The sequence below is a fragment of the Cupriavidus sp. 05L411 genome, assembly GCF_056398045.1.
This window is the reverse complement of record NZ_JBFTOQ010000062.1, coordinates 1-14483: the sequence shown is the minus strand read 5'-3', so window position 1 is coordinate 14483 and position 14483 is coordinate 1. Positions and strand designations below refer to the sequence as shown.

The following is a 14483-nucleotide window of genomic DNA, read 5'->3' as shown; positions in this document are numbered from 1 at the left end:
CATGCACCTTTGTAAGTTCTTCACTACTCCTTACAAGGCATTACATCTCCTAACAGACCGCGCGGGTCTGCGTCCCTAGACTGAGGGCTCACATCAAGTGAACACCGCAGCGAATGTTTCGCAGCGGCGCAAACTGCTAGGAGCCTCTCCATGAACAAACTGCTGATCTCCCTTTCCGCTCTCTCGATCGCCGCCGCTTCCTCGCTGGCCATGGCACAAGGAACCGGCGTTGATGCGAAGGCTGGCGCCACCGGCGCCATGGCGGCGCCCGCGATCAGCGCGCCCGCCGACAAGGGTGCAGCCGCCAGCGCAGGTGTGAACGCTGGCCTGGGCGCTTCGGCGAGCGCCGACAAGGGCGTGGACGCCAAGGCTGGCGCCGATGCCGCCGCCGGCACGCACGCCAAGTCGACCGCCAAGACCAAGAAGCACAGCAGCCACGCCAAGACCAAGAAGGGCGAGGCAGCAACCGACACCAGCGCGGCCGCCGACACCGGCGCGGCGACCAAGGCCCAGTAAGCTTGGCCAGGCCGGCAAGTCTGGCATGCTGGAACACAGGGACGGGATCACCCCCGTCCCTTTCTCATTGGCGTGGCCAGCTGGGAGCCTGTCAGTCTTACACCGACAGTCGGGCAGTTTTGTAAGCACTACAATGCATTAGCCCGGCCGCTCCTGAGAGCTGGTGCATCCATGCCCAGGGAGACATCATGATTCGCGTTTTGATCGCCGACGATCACCAGATCGTGCGCGCCGGTCTGCGGCAGTTTATTGCCGACGAGCCCGATATCCGGGTGGAGGGCGAGGCAGCCAGCGGCGACGAAGTCATGATACGGCTGCGTGAGCTCGAGTTCGATGTGGTGGTGCTCGATATCTCGATGCCCGACCGCAACGGCATCGACGTGCTCAAGCTGCTGCGCCAGCGCCATCCCGACCTGCCGGTGCTGATCCTCTCCACCTACCCGGAAGACCAGTACGCCATCAACCTGATCCGCGCGGGCGCTTCCGGCTACCTGACCAAGGAAAGCGCGCCCGACGATCTCGTCAAGGCCATCCGCACCGTGGCCCAGGGCCGGCGCTATGTCAGCGCCAACGTGGCGGACCTGCTTATCGGCGGGCTCGACAAGCCCACCAACCAGCCGCTGCACCAGACCTTGTCCAAGCGCGAGTTCCAGATCTTCTGCAAGCTCTCGCGCGGGCAGTCGGTCTCGGTGATCGCCGAGGAGCTGTTCCTGAGCGTCAAGACGGTCAGCACCTATCGCTCGCGCATCCTGGAAAAGATGGGCATGAAGACCAATGCCGACCTGACCTACTACGCGATCAAGAACGGTCTGGTGGAGTAGGCGCCGCAAAGGCAAGGCGCACTCCACGGCACTCTGCCGCGTTTGCCTGACGCTGCTGTAGGACGGACGCCGATGGTCTTTCCCGATACTCTGTTGCTACCATGGAACCATGTTGGATCAAGCTGCGGCCCCCTCGTATCGCGCGCTACGGGTCCTGCTAATCGAGGACTCAGCGGTACTGCGGGGTATATTGCTTGAATACCTGAACGCGTTTCCGTTTATCGAAGTCGTGGATTGGGCAGATACCGAAAGCGCAGCGCTGCGCCTCTACGAGGCGGGCAAGTACGAGGTCGTCATCGTCGACCTGCAGTTGCGGCAAGGCAACGGGATCAACGTGCTGCGCGCCTTGCAGAAGACCGAGGTGTCGGGCATCCGCATCGTTTACACCAATCATGCCCAGGTGCCCACATACCGGCGGCAGTGCGCCGAGGCCGGCGCGGACTATTTCTTTGACAAGTCGCTTGAGCTCGAGCAGGTGTTCCGGGTGATCGAGGAGTACGCGCAGGCAGATGGCTGAATGCGTATCGACCATATCGACCGTATTGTCAGTACCGGCAGTTCCAATCGCGGCCATGCCGCGTCAACCTAGAGCAAGGAGAGAATCATGAGAAAGCTGATGGCGCTGTGTGCCCTGGCAGGTGTGGTCCTGGTAACTGGTTGCAACACAATGGCCGGTGCTGGCAAGGACATCGAGAAGGGCGGCGAGAAGGTGCAAGGCGCCGCCGAGAGCACCAAGCAGAAGATGTAAGGTGCCAGCCGCCATGCCGTGTGCATGGCAACCGGGCAAGAGAACAGGTGGACAAGAGGAATGGAAAAGGGGCTCCGCGGAGCCCCTTTTCCATTTTTCACTGCTTGGCTGGCTAGTTGGCCGGCGGCGTGCCGGTGGGCTCGTCCTGCGGCTGCTCGCCGGGGTCCCCCAGGCCGTCGAGCTCGTCCTCATCGTCGCGCGCCGGCGCCACGATGGCATCGGTGAGCGGCACCACCACCCGGATGGTGACGCCGGCACCGGGTTCCGACTGGAGCTCCAGCGTGCCGCCCAGCGCAATCACGCGCTGCTCCATCCCCAGCAGGCCATGGTGCCCCACCGAGCGCCGCGATTCGAAGTCCTCCGGCAGCCCGCGCCCGTTGTCGCTGATTGCCAGCTCGAGCATGCCGCCGGCGCAATCGAGCTGGATGGACACGCGCTGCGCTTCGGCGTACTTGCTGGCGTTGGTGAGCGACTCCTGCACGATGCGATAAAGGGCGATGGCAGCGTCGTCGCGCAGCGCAGGCACCGCCTCTGCCAGCTGCACATCCGCCTCCCACTGGTTGCGCGCCGCCACTTCCTCCACCAGCTGGCCGATGGCCTCCTTCAGGCCCAGGTTGAGCAGCACGGTGGGCCGCAGGTCCTCGATCAGGCGCCGTTTGATCTGGATGCCCTGGTCCACGTGCAGCATCACGCGGGTGAGCTTTTCCGCCACATCCGGGTGAGTGTCCTGGATGCGGCGGCGCACCCAATGCATATCTAGCTTGGTGGCGGTCAGGATGGCGCCCAGCTCGTCGTGCAGCTCGCGCGCCAGCCGCGTCTTCTCGTCCTCGGTCACGCGCTGCAGGTGGGATGCCAGCGCCGATAGCTGGCGTGTGCGCGAGCGCACCATGCTGTCCAGGCGCGCGCTTTCTTCTTCCAGCTCGTTGCGTTCGGCTTCCGATACCGCCATGCGGCGCGAATGCTGCAAGCCCACCACGATCAGCAGCACGATATTGATGGCGGTCAGCAGGCCGATGCCGTAGCGCGACAGCGCAAGGTCGCGGTCGGCGTACTCCAGGCTCTGCGACACCGATTTGGCCTCGCGTTGCAGCAAGGCCTCCAGCCCGCGCCGCGCGTTGTCCATCGTCTGCTTGCCGAAGTCCGTGCGCACCAGGTCGAGCGCCACTTCCACGTCGCGCTTGCCGTAGATCAGTGTCAGGTCCATCTCGGTGAGCTTGCGGCTGACGGCGGCGGAGGCCTCGGTGAACAGCTTGAGCGCCTCCGGGTCGTCCGCGTAGCGGTTGCGCAGCGCGCTCATCAGCGCATTGATGCGCGGCACGGCCTGATAGTACGGTTGGAGGTAGCTTTCCTTGCCGGTCAGCAGGAAGCCACGCTGGCCGGCTTCGGCGGTGACCAGCTCGCCGAGCAGGGAGTTGATCTGGCCCTGTACCTGCTGCGACTGGATGACTTGCGTATAGCCCTGGCGCAAGCGGATGTTGCCCGCCTCGGAGGCGATCAGCACCACCACGGTAAGCACGATGCCGCCCGCCAGAAGCAAGGTCGAGCGCAGCAGTGACTGCTTGAACATGTTCGTTTCCCGATGTCGGGCGCTCGGCCGGCGCGGCGTTTCCCGCGCCTGGCCTGCACCTTGTCTGCGACGATGGAAGCACATCGACGGTCTGCGGTCAACCTGCCGCGTCGCCGGTGCTGCCCGCGAGGCCGCGCCGGCGCTTGGGCTGTAGGAATTGGCTGACAAGCGAATCGGTGCGGCAGCGGTGTCTGCGCGAAGGTCTGATTTCTACCATGGTTCCATGAGCTTGCGCACCCTGTGTCAAGCCAGCCAGGGAAGAGAGAGGGAGAACGTCAATGCTGAAATGGGCGCTGATTTTTGCAGTGGTTTCCGTGGTCGCCGGCTTGCTGGGGTTCACAGGTATTGCTGCCGGTGCGGCCGGCATTGCCAAGATCCTGTTCTTCATCTTCCTGGTGCTGTTCGTGCTGTTCCTTGTCCTGGGCGTGACCGTGTTCAAGGCGGTGAAATAGCCAACCGCAACCGCAACCGCAACCGCAACCGCAACCGCAACCGCAACCGCAACCGCAACCGCAATCGCCAGCCACCGTCATTTGCCAGGCGCGCGCCTGCTGGCGCGGCAGCCCAATCCATTTAGGGAGCTATCACCATGTTGCACTACGCACTCGTATTTTTTGTCATCGCCCTGATCGCCGCGGTATTCGGCTTTGGGGGCATCGCGGCAGGGGCGGTCGAGATCGCCAAGATCCTGTTCTTCATCTTCCTGGTGGTTGCGCTGGTGACGTTTGTGATCAGCCTGGTCAGACGCTAGGGGGTCGCTTGGGGGTGTCTGGTGCGGCTTTCGCGATGGCAGCGCGATGGCAGCGAAGGCGCCGCACTGCTCATGCAGATCCCACCTTCCCGATTTCCTGGCAGGCAGCACGAACCGCATCACAGTGCGTCATCAGACCAAACGGAGATAAGCCGATGTTGACCAACAATCCGAAGATCCGCAAAGAAGTGAATCACCTGGCTGACAGCGCCGAGAGCACGGTGCGCCAGATCCGGCATGCCGCGCGCGATACGCGCGGCGCCGCCCGCGAAGCCGCGGGGCCCCTGGCCGGCGAGGTCAGCCGGCTGATTGCCCAGCTCGAGCAAACCATGGAAGTGCTGGGGCGCGAAGGCTCGTCCGAGGCAGTGCAAGCCGCGCGCCGGTTGCAGGACCGTACGCGCGCCTTGCGCGATCACGTTGCGAGCCGCGCCCGCGAACGTGTCGACTATGCCGTGGACGGCGTGCAGCGGCGTGTGGCGGCGTCGCCGTTGAAAGCGATCGGTATCGCGGCGGCGGTAGGCGCTTTCGTCGGCTTGCTGATGGCAGCGAATAGCCGCAGCCGCAACGACTGACCGAGGCATTGCGGCCAGCCTGATGAAGCCGTGAGGCAGGCTACTCAGCCGGCCATCCCCCAACGTGCCCACAGGAGCACGCCGACGAACTCGCCGACATGCTGGACAAGGGCTAGCGCTTAGGCGCCGGCCAGGCTGGCAGTGCCGTATGTGCTGCATACGCCGTGTAGGCGGTACCCCGCAGCACCGTTCTACCCCCTTCCGGATCCCTCCCTGATCCGGCACGCCCGGCCCGAATCAGCGGCTGGGCATTTTTTTGCCGGAAGCGCGAGAAGGCAGGAAAAGGAGAGCGAGTGGGGCGGGACGCGGGGCCAAGGGGCGAGGGCTAGAAGCGGGGGCCAAGAAGCGGCGAGCGCAAGGGCGGACAAGGTGGCCGGCTGGCGCGGGCTACCTTGTTGTCAATCTACGAGTGTGCGGGGATTCGGCGCACGGCCTACACCCCCCACATCACCTCGGTCCTCTCGCGCTGGGATGCGCGCAGCATGTCGAGGAAGGGGTAGGCGCGCTGGCCCAGGTGCAGGGGCTCTTCCTCGTTGTCGTCGTCATTCTTGCCGGGATGGACGGACGATACGGCCGGGTGCACCTTCTTGGCGTCCGTCACGGCGGCTTCCAGTATATGGATGCAGCGTGGCAGTTCCTCGATGGTGATCACCCCGCGCTCCCCCAGGTGCTTGCCGATAATCCCCAGGAGCGTCACGGCAAGGTCTCTCATCATGATGAGGTCCTGCGACGCGTGGGATTTGAAGGTGATCAGCATGATATTTCCTTTCCTTGGCGTACAGCGAAGTACATGGGCGAAAACCATGCCCGCGCGGCTTGTCCCGGGACCGGGCAGGGGGCTCGCAACGGCCGGTTTTGGGCTTGCTGCATGATGTCAGCATAGCACCTGATAAAATTCTGCGTTCTGCAATTCATTGCCTGCCACGCGGCGCGGCCTCCACATGCCGCCCGTGACGGTGCCACCGCGGCAGAACCGCCGCGACGGCACCAGACAACCGCCTCAGGGCCACGACATCCATGCTGCCAGTTCAGACCACCAATCTTGCCGCTGCGTTCAATGACGCGGTGCGCGCAATCGCCCCGGCCGACACCGCCCTGCCCGACGCCGTCTTCGAGCGTCCGAAGGTCGCCGCCCACGGCGACCTGGCCTGCAACCTCGCCATGCAGGTTGCCCGCGCGCTCAAGCGCAACCCGCGGGAACTGGCCCAGCAGATCGTTGACGCAGTCAAGGCCGACGCGCGTACTGCCGGGCTGGTGGCCAGCCTGGACATCGCCGGTCCCGGCTTTATCAACCTGCGCCTGACGCCGGCCGCCAAGGCCGATGTGCTGCGCGCGGTGCTGGAGCAGGGCAACCGCTACGGCGCCAAGGCACAGGGCGTGCACGGCAAGGTGCTGGTCGAGTTCGTCTCCGCCAACCCGACCGGCCCGCTGCACGTCGGCCACGGCCGCCAGGCGGCACTGGGCGACGCGCTGGCCAACCTGCTGGACTGGCAGGGCTTTGCCGTGCATCGCGAGTTCTACTACAACGACGCCGGCGTGCAGATCCAGACCCTGGCCGTATCGGTGCAGGCGCGCGCCCGTGGCTTCAAGCCGGGCGATGCCGCGTGGCCGGAGTCGGCTTACAACGGCGACTACATTGCCGACATCGCCGCCGATTTCCTGGCCGGCAAGACCGTGCGCGCCTCCGACGGCGACGCCGTGACGGCCTCCGGCAAGGTCGAAGACATCGAGTCGATCCGCAAGTTCGCCGTGGCCTACCTGCGCAACGAGCAGGACATCGACCTGCGCGCCTTCGGCGTCAAGTTCGACCGCTACTACCTGGAGTCCTCGCTGTACAGCGACGGCCGCGTCGAAGCCGCGGTGCAGTCGCTGGTGGCCAAGGGCAAGACCTACGAGAACGAAGGCGCCCTGTGGCTGCGCACCACCGACGAAGGCGACGACAAGGACCGCGTCATGCGCAAGACCGACGGCACCTATACCTATTTCGTGCCGGACGTGGCCTACCACACCAGCAAGTGGGAGCGCGGTTTCGCCAAGGTCATCAACGTGCAGGGCAGCGACCACCACGGCACCATCGCCCGCGTGCGCGCCGGCTTGCAGGGGCTGGACATCGGCATCCCCAAAGGCTACCCCGACTACATCCTGCACAAGATGGTCACCGTCATGAAGAACGGCGAGGAGGTCAAGATCTCCAAGCGCGCCGGTTCCTATGTGACCGTGCGCGACCTGATCGAGTGGAGTAATGGTGCGGAAGGCGGCGAGACCATCCGCGGCTGCCTGGAAGCCGGCGTGGCCGACTGGCCTGAGCACTTCACCCGCGGGCGCGACGCGGTGCGCTTTTTCCTGCTGTCGCGCAAGGCCGATACGGAATTCATCTTCGACGTCGACCTGGCCCTCAAGCAGAACGACGAGAACCCGGTGTATTACGTGCAGTACGCCCATGCCCGCATCTGCTCGATCTTCGAATCCTGGGGCGGTGCGGACTGGGAGGCCAAGCTGCCTGCCCTGGCCAGCACCGACCTGGCCCCCGTGACCGGCGCCGACGCTACCCCGCAGGCGCTTGCGCTGGGCCAGCGCCTGGCCGATTTCCCGGACATGCTGGCGGCAGCGGCGGGTGAGCTTGCGCCGCATGCGGTCGCCTTCTACCTGCGSGACCTGGCCGGCGATTTCCACGCCTTCTACAACTCCGACCGCGTGCTGGTGGACGACGAGACGGTCAAGCTGGCTCGCCTGGCGATGCTGGCCGCCACCCGCCAGGTGCTGCGCAACGGGCTGGCCGTCATCGGCGTCTCGGCGCCGCAGCGCATGTAAGCCAGGCCGGCGTCATTGGGGGGGCAAGCCCCCTTTCATGACGCGCCTTATTCGTATCGCCCTGACCACAGACAGTGATGCCGGGATCGGCGCAGGCTCTATAATCGCGCCATCACGCTAGAGGAATTCATGCAACAGCAACGCAAGCGCACCCCGCGCAATGCCAGCCGCGCCCCACAGCGCGGAGGTACGTTCCTGGGACTGGTGCTGGGCCTGATCGTCGGGCTGGCGATCGCGGTAGTGGTCGCCCTGTACATCACCAAGTCGCCSGCGCCRTTCCAGCARAAGGGCGCGCAGAAGCCGGCCGAGCCCGGCAATGTGGTCAGCAACCTGCCCGCTCCGGCGCAGGAAGCGCCAAGCGATCCCAACAAGCCACTGTGGAGCAAGACGCCGGCCAAGCCGGTTGGGCCCGCCGTTGAGCCCGAGCAGCCGTCCGGCCCGGCGCCGACCACGGTGAAGCCGCCCGAGCGCCAGCCGCCGGTGGCCGTCACCCGGCCAGCCGACAAGCCCGCTGTCGACAAGCCCGCCGCCGAGAAGCCCGCGGACAAGCCTGCCGATCGGCCCGCTGCCGAGAAGCCGGCCGACAAGACCGTGCAGAAGCCGGCGGAAAGGCCTGCTGAAAAGCCGGCCGAGAAGCCGGTCGCCGACCCGATCGCCGAGATCGCCCAGGCCGATGCCAATAAGGTAGGCTACCTGCTGCAGGTCGGTGCCTTCCGCTCGCAGGACGACGCCGACCGCCAGAAGGCCAACCTGGCCATGCAGGGGTTCGAGGCCAAGGTGACCGAGCGCGATGTCAATGGCGTCAAGCTCTATCGCGTGCGCCTGGGGCCGTTCAACAAGATCGACGACATGAACCGTTCGCGCGACCGGCTGCAGGCGTCGGGCTTCGAGGCTTCGGTCATCCGCTTTACCAAGCAGTAACAAGCAGTAACGGTAACCCGGGGCAATCCGCTGAACCGGATTGCCCCGCCGCTGTCATACGCTCATTGCCCATTCTCGAAAGCCGCGCCACATGAAGAAACTCGCCACCTTGTTTGCCACGCTGGTCGCTGTGACCGGTTTCCTGATGACCGCGCCCGCCCAGGCAGCCGCGCCCACCTCGGGCAAGGAATACCAGGTCCTGAAAGCGCCGCAGCCCGTCGCGCCGGGCAAGATCGAAGTCACCGAGTTCTTCTGGTACGGCTGCCCGCACTGCTTTGACTTCGAGCCTGAGCTGGAAGCCTGGGTAGGCAAGCAGGGCAAGGACGTGGTGTTCAAGCGCGTGCCGGTTGCCTTCCGTGACGACCTGCTGCCGCACACCAAGATCTTCTACGCGCTGGAAGCCATCGGCAAGCTGGACGCCATGCACACCAAGGTCTTCAACGCTATCCACGTCGACCGCAAGCGCATGCTGGACCCCAACGAAATCGCCGACTTCATGGCCAAGAACGGCATCGATCGCAAGGCCTTCCTCGATGCTTACAACTCGTTCTCGGTGACCACCAACTCGCAACGCGCCAACAAGATCGCCGACGCCTACAAGATCGACGGCGTGCCGACCATCGTGGTGCAGGGCAAGTACGTGACCTCGCCGTCCATCGCCGGCACCAAGGGCACGGCCATCCAGACCATGGATTACCTGGTCGGCCAGGTGCGCGACAAGAAGATGTAATTCTCCCGGGCTGCGGCCGTCGGCCTTTGGGCTCGCCACGCGCGAGCCGGCTGATGGCCACCAGCGGTCGACCGGTACCGCCGGCGCCGGCGAGGCGCAGCGGCGTCCGGCGCGCGCCAGGGCGGGTCGGTCAGCATGAACCATGTTGCGCTTACCCCTGGACCCTCCCGATGCGAGCACAGAAAGTCTTCCTTACCGGCGCGTCGAGCGGACTCGGCCAGGCCCTGGCGCGCGAGTACGCCTCGCAAGGCGCCATCCTCGGCCTGGTTGGCCGGCGTGAAGAGGTGCTGCGTGAATTCGCCCGCACCCTGCCCAATCCCAATGCGGTGCGCGTCTATGGCGCGGATGTGCGCGATGCCGCTGCCATGCAGCGCGCTGCCCAGGACTTCCTCGATCATTTTGGTTGCCCCGATGTCGTGATCGCCAATGCGGGCGTATCGGTTGGCACCGTTGCCAGCGAGCGCGAGGACCTCGAAGCCTTCCGCATGGTGATGGACACCAACTGGTTCGGCGTGCTCACCACCTTCCAGCCCTTCATGCAGCCCATGCGCGAACGCGATCCCGGCGCCGGCGGCTGGCGCGGCACGCTGGTCGGCATTGCCAGCGTGGCCGGCGTGCGCGGCCTGCCGGGCGGGGGTGCCTACAGCGCCTCCAAGTCCGCCGTGATCAAGTTGCTGGAGAGCCTGCGCCTGGAACAGCGCCGCGAGCGCATCCGCGTGGTCACTATCGCGCCTGGCTACATCCGCACGCCGATGACCGAGCACAATCCCTATCGCATGCCCTTCCTGATGGACGCCGACGTGTTCGCCCGCAAGACGGTGCGTGCTATTGCCGCAGGGCGCCGCTTTGCCGTGGTGCCCTGGCAGATGGGCGTGGTCGCATCCATCCTGCACCTGATGCCGCGCTGGCTCTACGACGCGATCTTCTCCCGCGCGCCGCGCAAGCCGCGCGCGCAGGGAGGTAGCCAGGACAAGCAGCCATGAGCTGGCAGGACGCAGCCGGCGTCCTGCACGGCCCGGCCACGGGCGAGGTGCGCATTGCCTCGCTGGTGCCGTCCGTTACCGAACTGCTGTTCGCCCTGGGGCTGGGCTCCCTGATGGTGGCGCGCACCGGCTTTTGCATCCATCCTGAGCCCGCCGTGCGTGCCGTTGCCAAGGTGGGTGGCACCAAGGACGTCAATCTTGAACGCCTGCGGGCGTTGGCGCCCACTCACGTAGTGGTCAACATCGACGAGAACCGGCGCGAGACGGTGGACGAGATCCGCGCGTTTGTGCCGCATGTGATCGTCACCCACCCCTGTGCGCCCGCGGACAACCTGGCGCTCTACCGGCTGCTTGGCGGCATCTTCGGCCGCCTTGCCGAAGCGGAATCGCTCTGCGCCGCCATGTCGTCCGAACTGGCGCAGGTACGTGCCCGGCAGTGGCCCGCGCGCAAGGTCCTGTATGCGATCTGGCAGGACCCGTGGATGACCGTGTCGCGCGAAACCTATATCAGCCAGATGCTGGCGTTGGTGAACTGGCAGACGTGGCCTTCGGCTGACGCCATGCCGCAGGCTTGTGTTGAAGGGGAGTGCAGCCGGCCCAATACGCCGCAGACACGGTATCCGAGCTTCCGGTGGAGCGACGCGCTGGTGCGGGAGATTGACCTTGTCTTGCTCTCCAGCGAGCCCTATCGGTTTACCGAGGCGCATGTCGATGCGCTGGAGCGGCAGATTGGCAAGGAGGTTTTGCTGATCGATGGGGAGATGGTTTCCTGGTACGGGAGCCGGGCTGTGGAGGGGGTGAGGTATTTGTCGCGGTTTGCGGTTGGGGTTTAGTGGGGGGAGGGCGGAGCTTCGGTTTCGGTTGCTACTGCTTGTAGTGGTCAAGCTTGACGTCAACTGCAACTGCAACTGCTACGGCTTAACGTCAACTTCAACTGCAGTTTCACCTCCCCTGCCGACGAGGCGCCCCATAACGGGAGATGAAAACCCAGASGGCTCGCTKCGCATCGCGGGKAGGTGATTGCCGCCTGGGGGCGGCAATCACGGCTACACCGAATGGTGATTTGATCCCCACGACCACTGGTTCTGCCGTGTTTCCCGCCTGGGGGCGGGAAACACAGGAGCGCGATGCGAAGCGAGCCGTGAAGGTGTGCCAAGGCCGTATGGGGCGCCTCGGGATTTCATGAAAAGAGCGGAGAAGAGGGACCCATGTCTGAGTATCGCATTAAGGCGATGCGAGTTTGGGTCCCGGCCGCTCTTTTCGTGAAATCCCGAGGGGGTAGTCGCCCCATCCGGCGCGCCTTTTTTGCCTACTTTTTTGGCAAGACAAAAAAGTAGGTCGCCGCCCCGCAGGGGAGGTGAAACTGCAGTTGAATTTGCAGTTAAGTTCTTGATTTTGAATCGGATTTTGCAGTTGCAGCAAACGCCGAAGCAGCAGCAAAATCCCACCAGTACTCGCTAAACCCGAAACCTAACAACCCCATCCTCCCCAATCTCCCGCCTCACATCCCCCGCATGCCACAACACATGCAAGTGCGCCAGCGCCTCGCCCATGGCAAACGTCATCTGGTGAATATCAAACTGCCGGTTGAAAATCACGCCGACGATGTCATGCGCGTTACAGGCCTTCTCCACGCAGGCCGCCCGGGTCTCGGCAAGCCGCTCCACATGGTGTTCGCGCAATTGCTTGATGCGGATATGCAGGTTCCGGAACGGCCGGCCATGCGATGGCAGGATCAGCACGTCTTCCGGCAGCGGCTCGTACTTGCCCAGGGAATCCAGGTATAGCTTGAGCGGATTGGCTTCCGGCTCCATGTCGAACACGCTGACATTGGTGGAGATGCGCGGGAGCACCATGTCGCCGGAAATCAGCACATTCAAGGCGGCGTTGTAGAGCGCAACGTGCTCGGGCGCGTGCCCGAAGCCAGTGATCACTCGCCAGCCAGACCTGGCCGGGTCGGTGCCGATATGCACGGTATCGCCGTCCATCATGCGGCGGTACTGGGTGGGCAGGTCGGGCACCAGCGACGGGTAGTAGCTCTTGCGTGCGCGCAGTTTTTCCAGGCTGTCGGGGTCCGTCAGGCCGTGGCGGGCGAAGTGGCTGGCCGCGAAGTCGCCGCCGGCGTTGGAGCCGATGCCGCTGCCGCCGCCCATCACGCGGGCGTTCATGTAGTCGCCCAGGCTCATCCACAGGCGGGCGTCCCAGCGCTTGCACAGCCAGTGGGCCAGTCCGATGTGGTCGGGGTGGCAGTGGGTGGCCAGCACGCGCAGCACGGGCAGGCCTTCGAGCTCGTTGGCGAACACGGTTTCCCAGTGCGCCTTGATGGTGTCGTTGGTGACGCCGCAATCGATGATGGTCCAGCCGTCGCGGCCTTCAAGGCGGTCGCGCACCAGCCACAGGTTGATGTGGTCCAGCGCGAAGGGCAGCGGCATGCGCAGCCAGTAGACGCCGGGCGCTACCTGCTGCCGCGCGCCGCCTTCGGGCAGGGTTTCGCCAAACGGGTATTGGAGTTCGTGTTCTAGTGCGTTCATGAGGCGTCTCTCGGGTCTGAAGCCCTGTGCGCGCGGTGCCGCGCGCAGGCGGGCTTTCTCGTTGTCACGGTTGCATATCGCGGTTGCCAGCGGCCTTGCTTGACGCTAACGTTAACGTCAATTGGAGCGGGCTTTTTCCATCTTAAGCGAAAACTTCATTCCATACCGAACGACCGTTCACTTTTTTACCGGGCCACCATGCCAGACTCGCCAGCCACGCCAACCTACACCATCACCGATCTCGCCCGCGAGTTCGACGTGACGCCGCGTGCGATCCGTTTCTACGAGGACCAGGGCTTGCTGTCGCCGGAGCGCGAAGGGCCGACCGGGCGCAAGCGAGTCTATAACGGGCGCGAGCGCACGCGCCTGAAGCTCACCGTGCGGGGCAAGCGGCTTGGGCTGACGCTCAACGAAATCCGCGAGATTCTCGACCTGTATGAGTCGCCGCGAGACACCGCGCCGCAGCTGGAGCGCTTCCTGCATTCGCTGGCGCATCACCGCGGCACACTGGAGCGCCAGCTCGAGGACTTGCAGGCGCAGCTTGCCGAGATCGATCAGCACGAGCGGCAGTGCCGGGCGTTGCTGGCGACACATGCGTGCGAAGTGCCACCGGATGTGGTGAAAAGTGCTTGATGAGCCATTATCCCGGTTCGCGCATCTGATTCTATTGACGTTTACGTAAACGTCAATAGAATAGCTTCTCAAACAAGGAAAGCCCATGCCCCACGCTGTCGATGCCACGCCGTTGTCCGCCAAGCGCGCGGATGCCATTGCCACCAGCTTCTCGCGCCAGGGCCTGATGACCACCTTCGGCGCGGCGCTGACGCGGGTCATGCGGGGCGAGGTGGAGATCGCTATGCCGTGGTCCGAGGGCGTGACCCAGCAGCACGGTTTTTTCCACGGTGGCGCCGTCGGCGCGCTGGCCGACAGCGCTTGCGGCTACGCAGCACTGTCGATCGTGGGGGACGGCGAGGCCGGGCTGACCGCCGAGTACAAGATCAACCTGCTCTCACCCGCCCAGGGCGAGCGGCTGGTGGCGGTGGGCCGCGTGCTCAAGCCCGGCCGCACCTTGATCGTGGCGCAGGGCGACGTGTATAGCGAGACCGCCGGCGTGCGCAAGGCGGTGGCCACCATGCTGATGACCTTGTGCGTGGTGCGCACGCTGGACCACGTCTGACCACAAACGACAAAACAGACAAAGCAGACAAAGCAGACAAAGCAGACAAAACAACAAGACCGATTCCATCAGGAGACCGCCATGATCGCAACGACCGAGCTGCCAGGCCTGAAATTCGACTTGGGCGAAGACATCGAGATGCTGCGCGAAGCCGTGCGCAACTGGGCGCAGGCCGAACTGGCGCCGCGCGCGGCAGAGATCGACCACACCGACCAGTTCCCGATGGACGCCTGGAAGAAGATGGGCGACCTCGGCGTGCTCGGCATCACGGTGGCGGAGGAATACGGCGGCGCCAATATGGGCTACCTGGCCCACATGATCGCCATGGAAGAAATCAGCCGCGCCTCGGCATCGG

At 64.8% G+C, this 14483-nt stretch carries 18 protein-coding genes; 15 read left to right on the top strand and 3 right to left on the bottom strand.

Annotated elements, in window-relative coordinates; translation table 11 throughout:
* Window positions 1-150 precede the first annotated feature (150 nt).
* From AC1DQR_RS36685 to AC1DQR_RS36670, 4 genes are all read left to right on the top strand, one after another.
* A complete protein-coding gene (locus AC1DQR_RS36685; RefSeq protein ID WP_477134811.1) occupies window positions 151-516 on the top strand; it encodes a hypothetical protein in 366 nt (121 codons plus the stop codon).
* Window positions 517-704: 188 nt separating this feature from the next.
* A complete protein-coding gene (locus tag AC1DQR_RS36680; RefSeq protein WP_174428349.1) occupies window positions 705-1337 on the top strand; it encodes a response regulator in 633 nt (210 codons plus the stop codon).
* Window positions 1338-1446: 109 nt separating this feature from the next.
* A complete protein-coding gene (locus tag AC1DQR_RS36675; protein WP_416050186.1) occupies window positions 1447-1854 on the top strand; it encodes a response regulator in 408 nt (135 codons plus the stop codon).
* An 87-nt stretch (window positions 1855-1941) separates the two neighbouring features.
* Entirely contained in the window at window positions 1942-2085 is a 144-nt protein-coding gene (locus tag AC1DQR_RS36670; protein ID WP_035859076.1) for an entericidin A/B family lipoprotein, read from the top strand.
* A 112-nt stretch (window positions 2086-2197) separates the two neighbouring features.
* Here AC1DQR_RS36670 and AC1DQR_RS36665 read toward each other — a convergent pair whose 3' ends face one another.
* Window positions 2198-3652, bottom strand: a complete 1455-nt coding sequence (locus AC1DQR_RS36665; protein WP_416050187.1) for a CHASE3 domain-containing protein — start codon at window positions 3650-3652, stop codon at window positions 2198-2200.
* A 278-nt stretch (window positions 3653-3930) separates the two neighbouring features.
* Between AC1DQR_RS36665 and AC1DQR_RS36660 the strand changes: the two genes are divergently transcribed.
* The 3 genes from AC1DQR_RS36660 (at window position 3931) to AC1DQR_RS36650 (ending at window position 4975) form a co-directional block, all read left to right on the top strand.
* On the top strand, window positions 3931-4104 hold the full coding sequence (locus tag AC1DQR_RS36660; RefSeq protein WP_035859073.1) for a DUF1328 family protein: 174 nt from the start codon (window positions 3931-3933) through the stop codon (window positions 4102-4104).
* 137 nt (window positions 4105-4241) lie between these two features.
* Window positions 4242-4403, top strand: coding sequence for a DUF1328 domain-containing protein (locus AC1DQR_RS36655; RefSeq protein WP_150992526.1), 162 nt, complete (start codon window positions 4242-4244; stop codon window positions 4401-4403).
* 155 nt (window positions 4404-4558) lie between these two features.
* A complete protein-coding gene (locus AC1DQR_RS36650) occupies window positions 4559-4975 on the top strand; it encodes a glycine zipper domain-containing protein (protein ID WP_477134810.1) in 417 nt (138 codons plus the stop codon).
* A 433-nt stretch (window positions 4976-5408) separates the two neighbouring features.
* Here the strand turns inward: AC1DQR_RS36650 and AC1DQR_RS36645 are convergent, their stop codons facing one another.
* Window positions 5409-5732, bottom strand: coding sequence for a DUF1840 domain-containing protein (locus AC1DQR_RS36645; RefSeq protein WP_416050189.1), 324 nt, complete (start codon window positions 5730-5732; stop codon window positions 5409-5411).
* Window positions 5733-5992: 260 nt separating this feature from the next.
* Between AC1DQR_RS36645 and argS the strand changes: the two genes are divergently transcribed.
* The 5 genes from argS (at window position 5993) to AC1DQR_RS36620 (ending at window position 11253) form a co-directional block, all read left to right on the top strand.
* Window positions 5993-7786 carry an arginine--tRNA ligase gene (gene argS / locus AC1DQR_RS36640; protein ID WP_477134809.1) on the top strand — a complete coding sequence of 598 codons (1794 nt, stop codon included), beginning with the start codon at window positions 5993-5995 and terminating at the stop codon, window positions 7784-7786.
* Window positions 7787-7915: 129 nt separating this feature from the next.
* Entirely contained in the window at window positions 7916-8707 is a 792-nt protein-coding gene (locus AC1DQR_RS36635) for an SPOR domain-containing protein (protein WP_477134808.1), read from the top strand.
* Window positions 8708-8798: 91 nt separating this feature from the next.
* Window positions 8799-9437 carry a thiol:disulfide interchange protein DsbA/DsbL gene (locus tag AC1DQR_RS36630; protein ID WP_150992515.1) on the top strand — a complete coding sequence of 213 codons (639 nt, stop codon included), beginning with the start codon at window positions 8799-8801 and terminating at the stop codon, window positions 9435-9437.
* Window positions 9438-9607: 170 nt separating this feature from the next.
* Window positions 9608-10420 (top strand): SDR family oxidoreductase, encoded by an 813-nt coding sequence (locus tag AC1DQR_RS36625; protein WP_416050192.1) that lies wholly within the window; start codon window positions 9608-9610, stop codon window positions 10418-10420.
* Entirely contained in the window at window positions 10417-11253 is an 837-nt protein-coding gene (locus tag AC1DQR_RS36620; protein ID WP_477134807.1) for a helical backbone metal receptor, read from the top strand. Before AC1DQR_RS36625 ends, AC1DQR_RS36620 begins: the two co-directional genes overlap by 4 nt.
* A 624-nt stretch (window positions 11254-11877) precedes the next feature.
* On the opposite strand, the gene AC1DQR_RS36615 is transcribed toward AC1DQR_RS36620, so the two are convergent.
* Window positions 11878-12951 (bottom strand): MBL fold metallo-hydrolase, encoded by a 1074-nt coding sequence (locus tag AC1DQR_RS36615; protein ID WP_309405424.1) that lies wholly within the window; start codon window positions 12949-12951, stop codon window positions 11878-11880.
* A gap of 198 nt (window positions 12952-13149) precedes the next feature.
* Between AC1DQR_RS36615 and AC1DQR_RS36610 the strand changes: the two genes are divergently transcribed.
* From AC1DQR_RS36610 to AC1DQR_RS36600, 3 genes are all read left to right on the top strand, one after another.
* A complete protein-coding gene (locus AC1DQR_RS36610) occupies window positions 13150-13584 on the top strand; it encodes a MerR family transcriptional regulator (RefSeq protein ID WP_416050194.1) in 435 nt (144 codons plus the stop codon).
* Between the two features lie 85 nt (window positions 13585-13669).
* Window positions 13670-14128 carry a PaaI family thioesterase gene (locus AC1DQR_RS36605; RefSeq protein WP_477134806.1) on the top strand — a complete coding sequence of 153 codons (459 nt, stop codon included), beginning with the start codon at window positions 13670-13672 and terminating at the stop codon, window positions 14126-14128.
* 81 nt (window positions 14129-14209) lie between these two features.
* Window positions 14210-14483, top strand: a 274-nt coding sequence (locus AC1DQR_RS36600; protein WP_477134805.1) for an acyl-CoA dehydrogenase family protein, incomplete at its 3' end; no start/stop codon positions are given.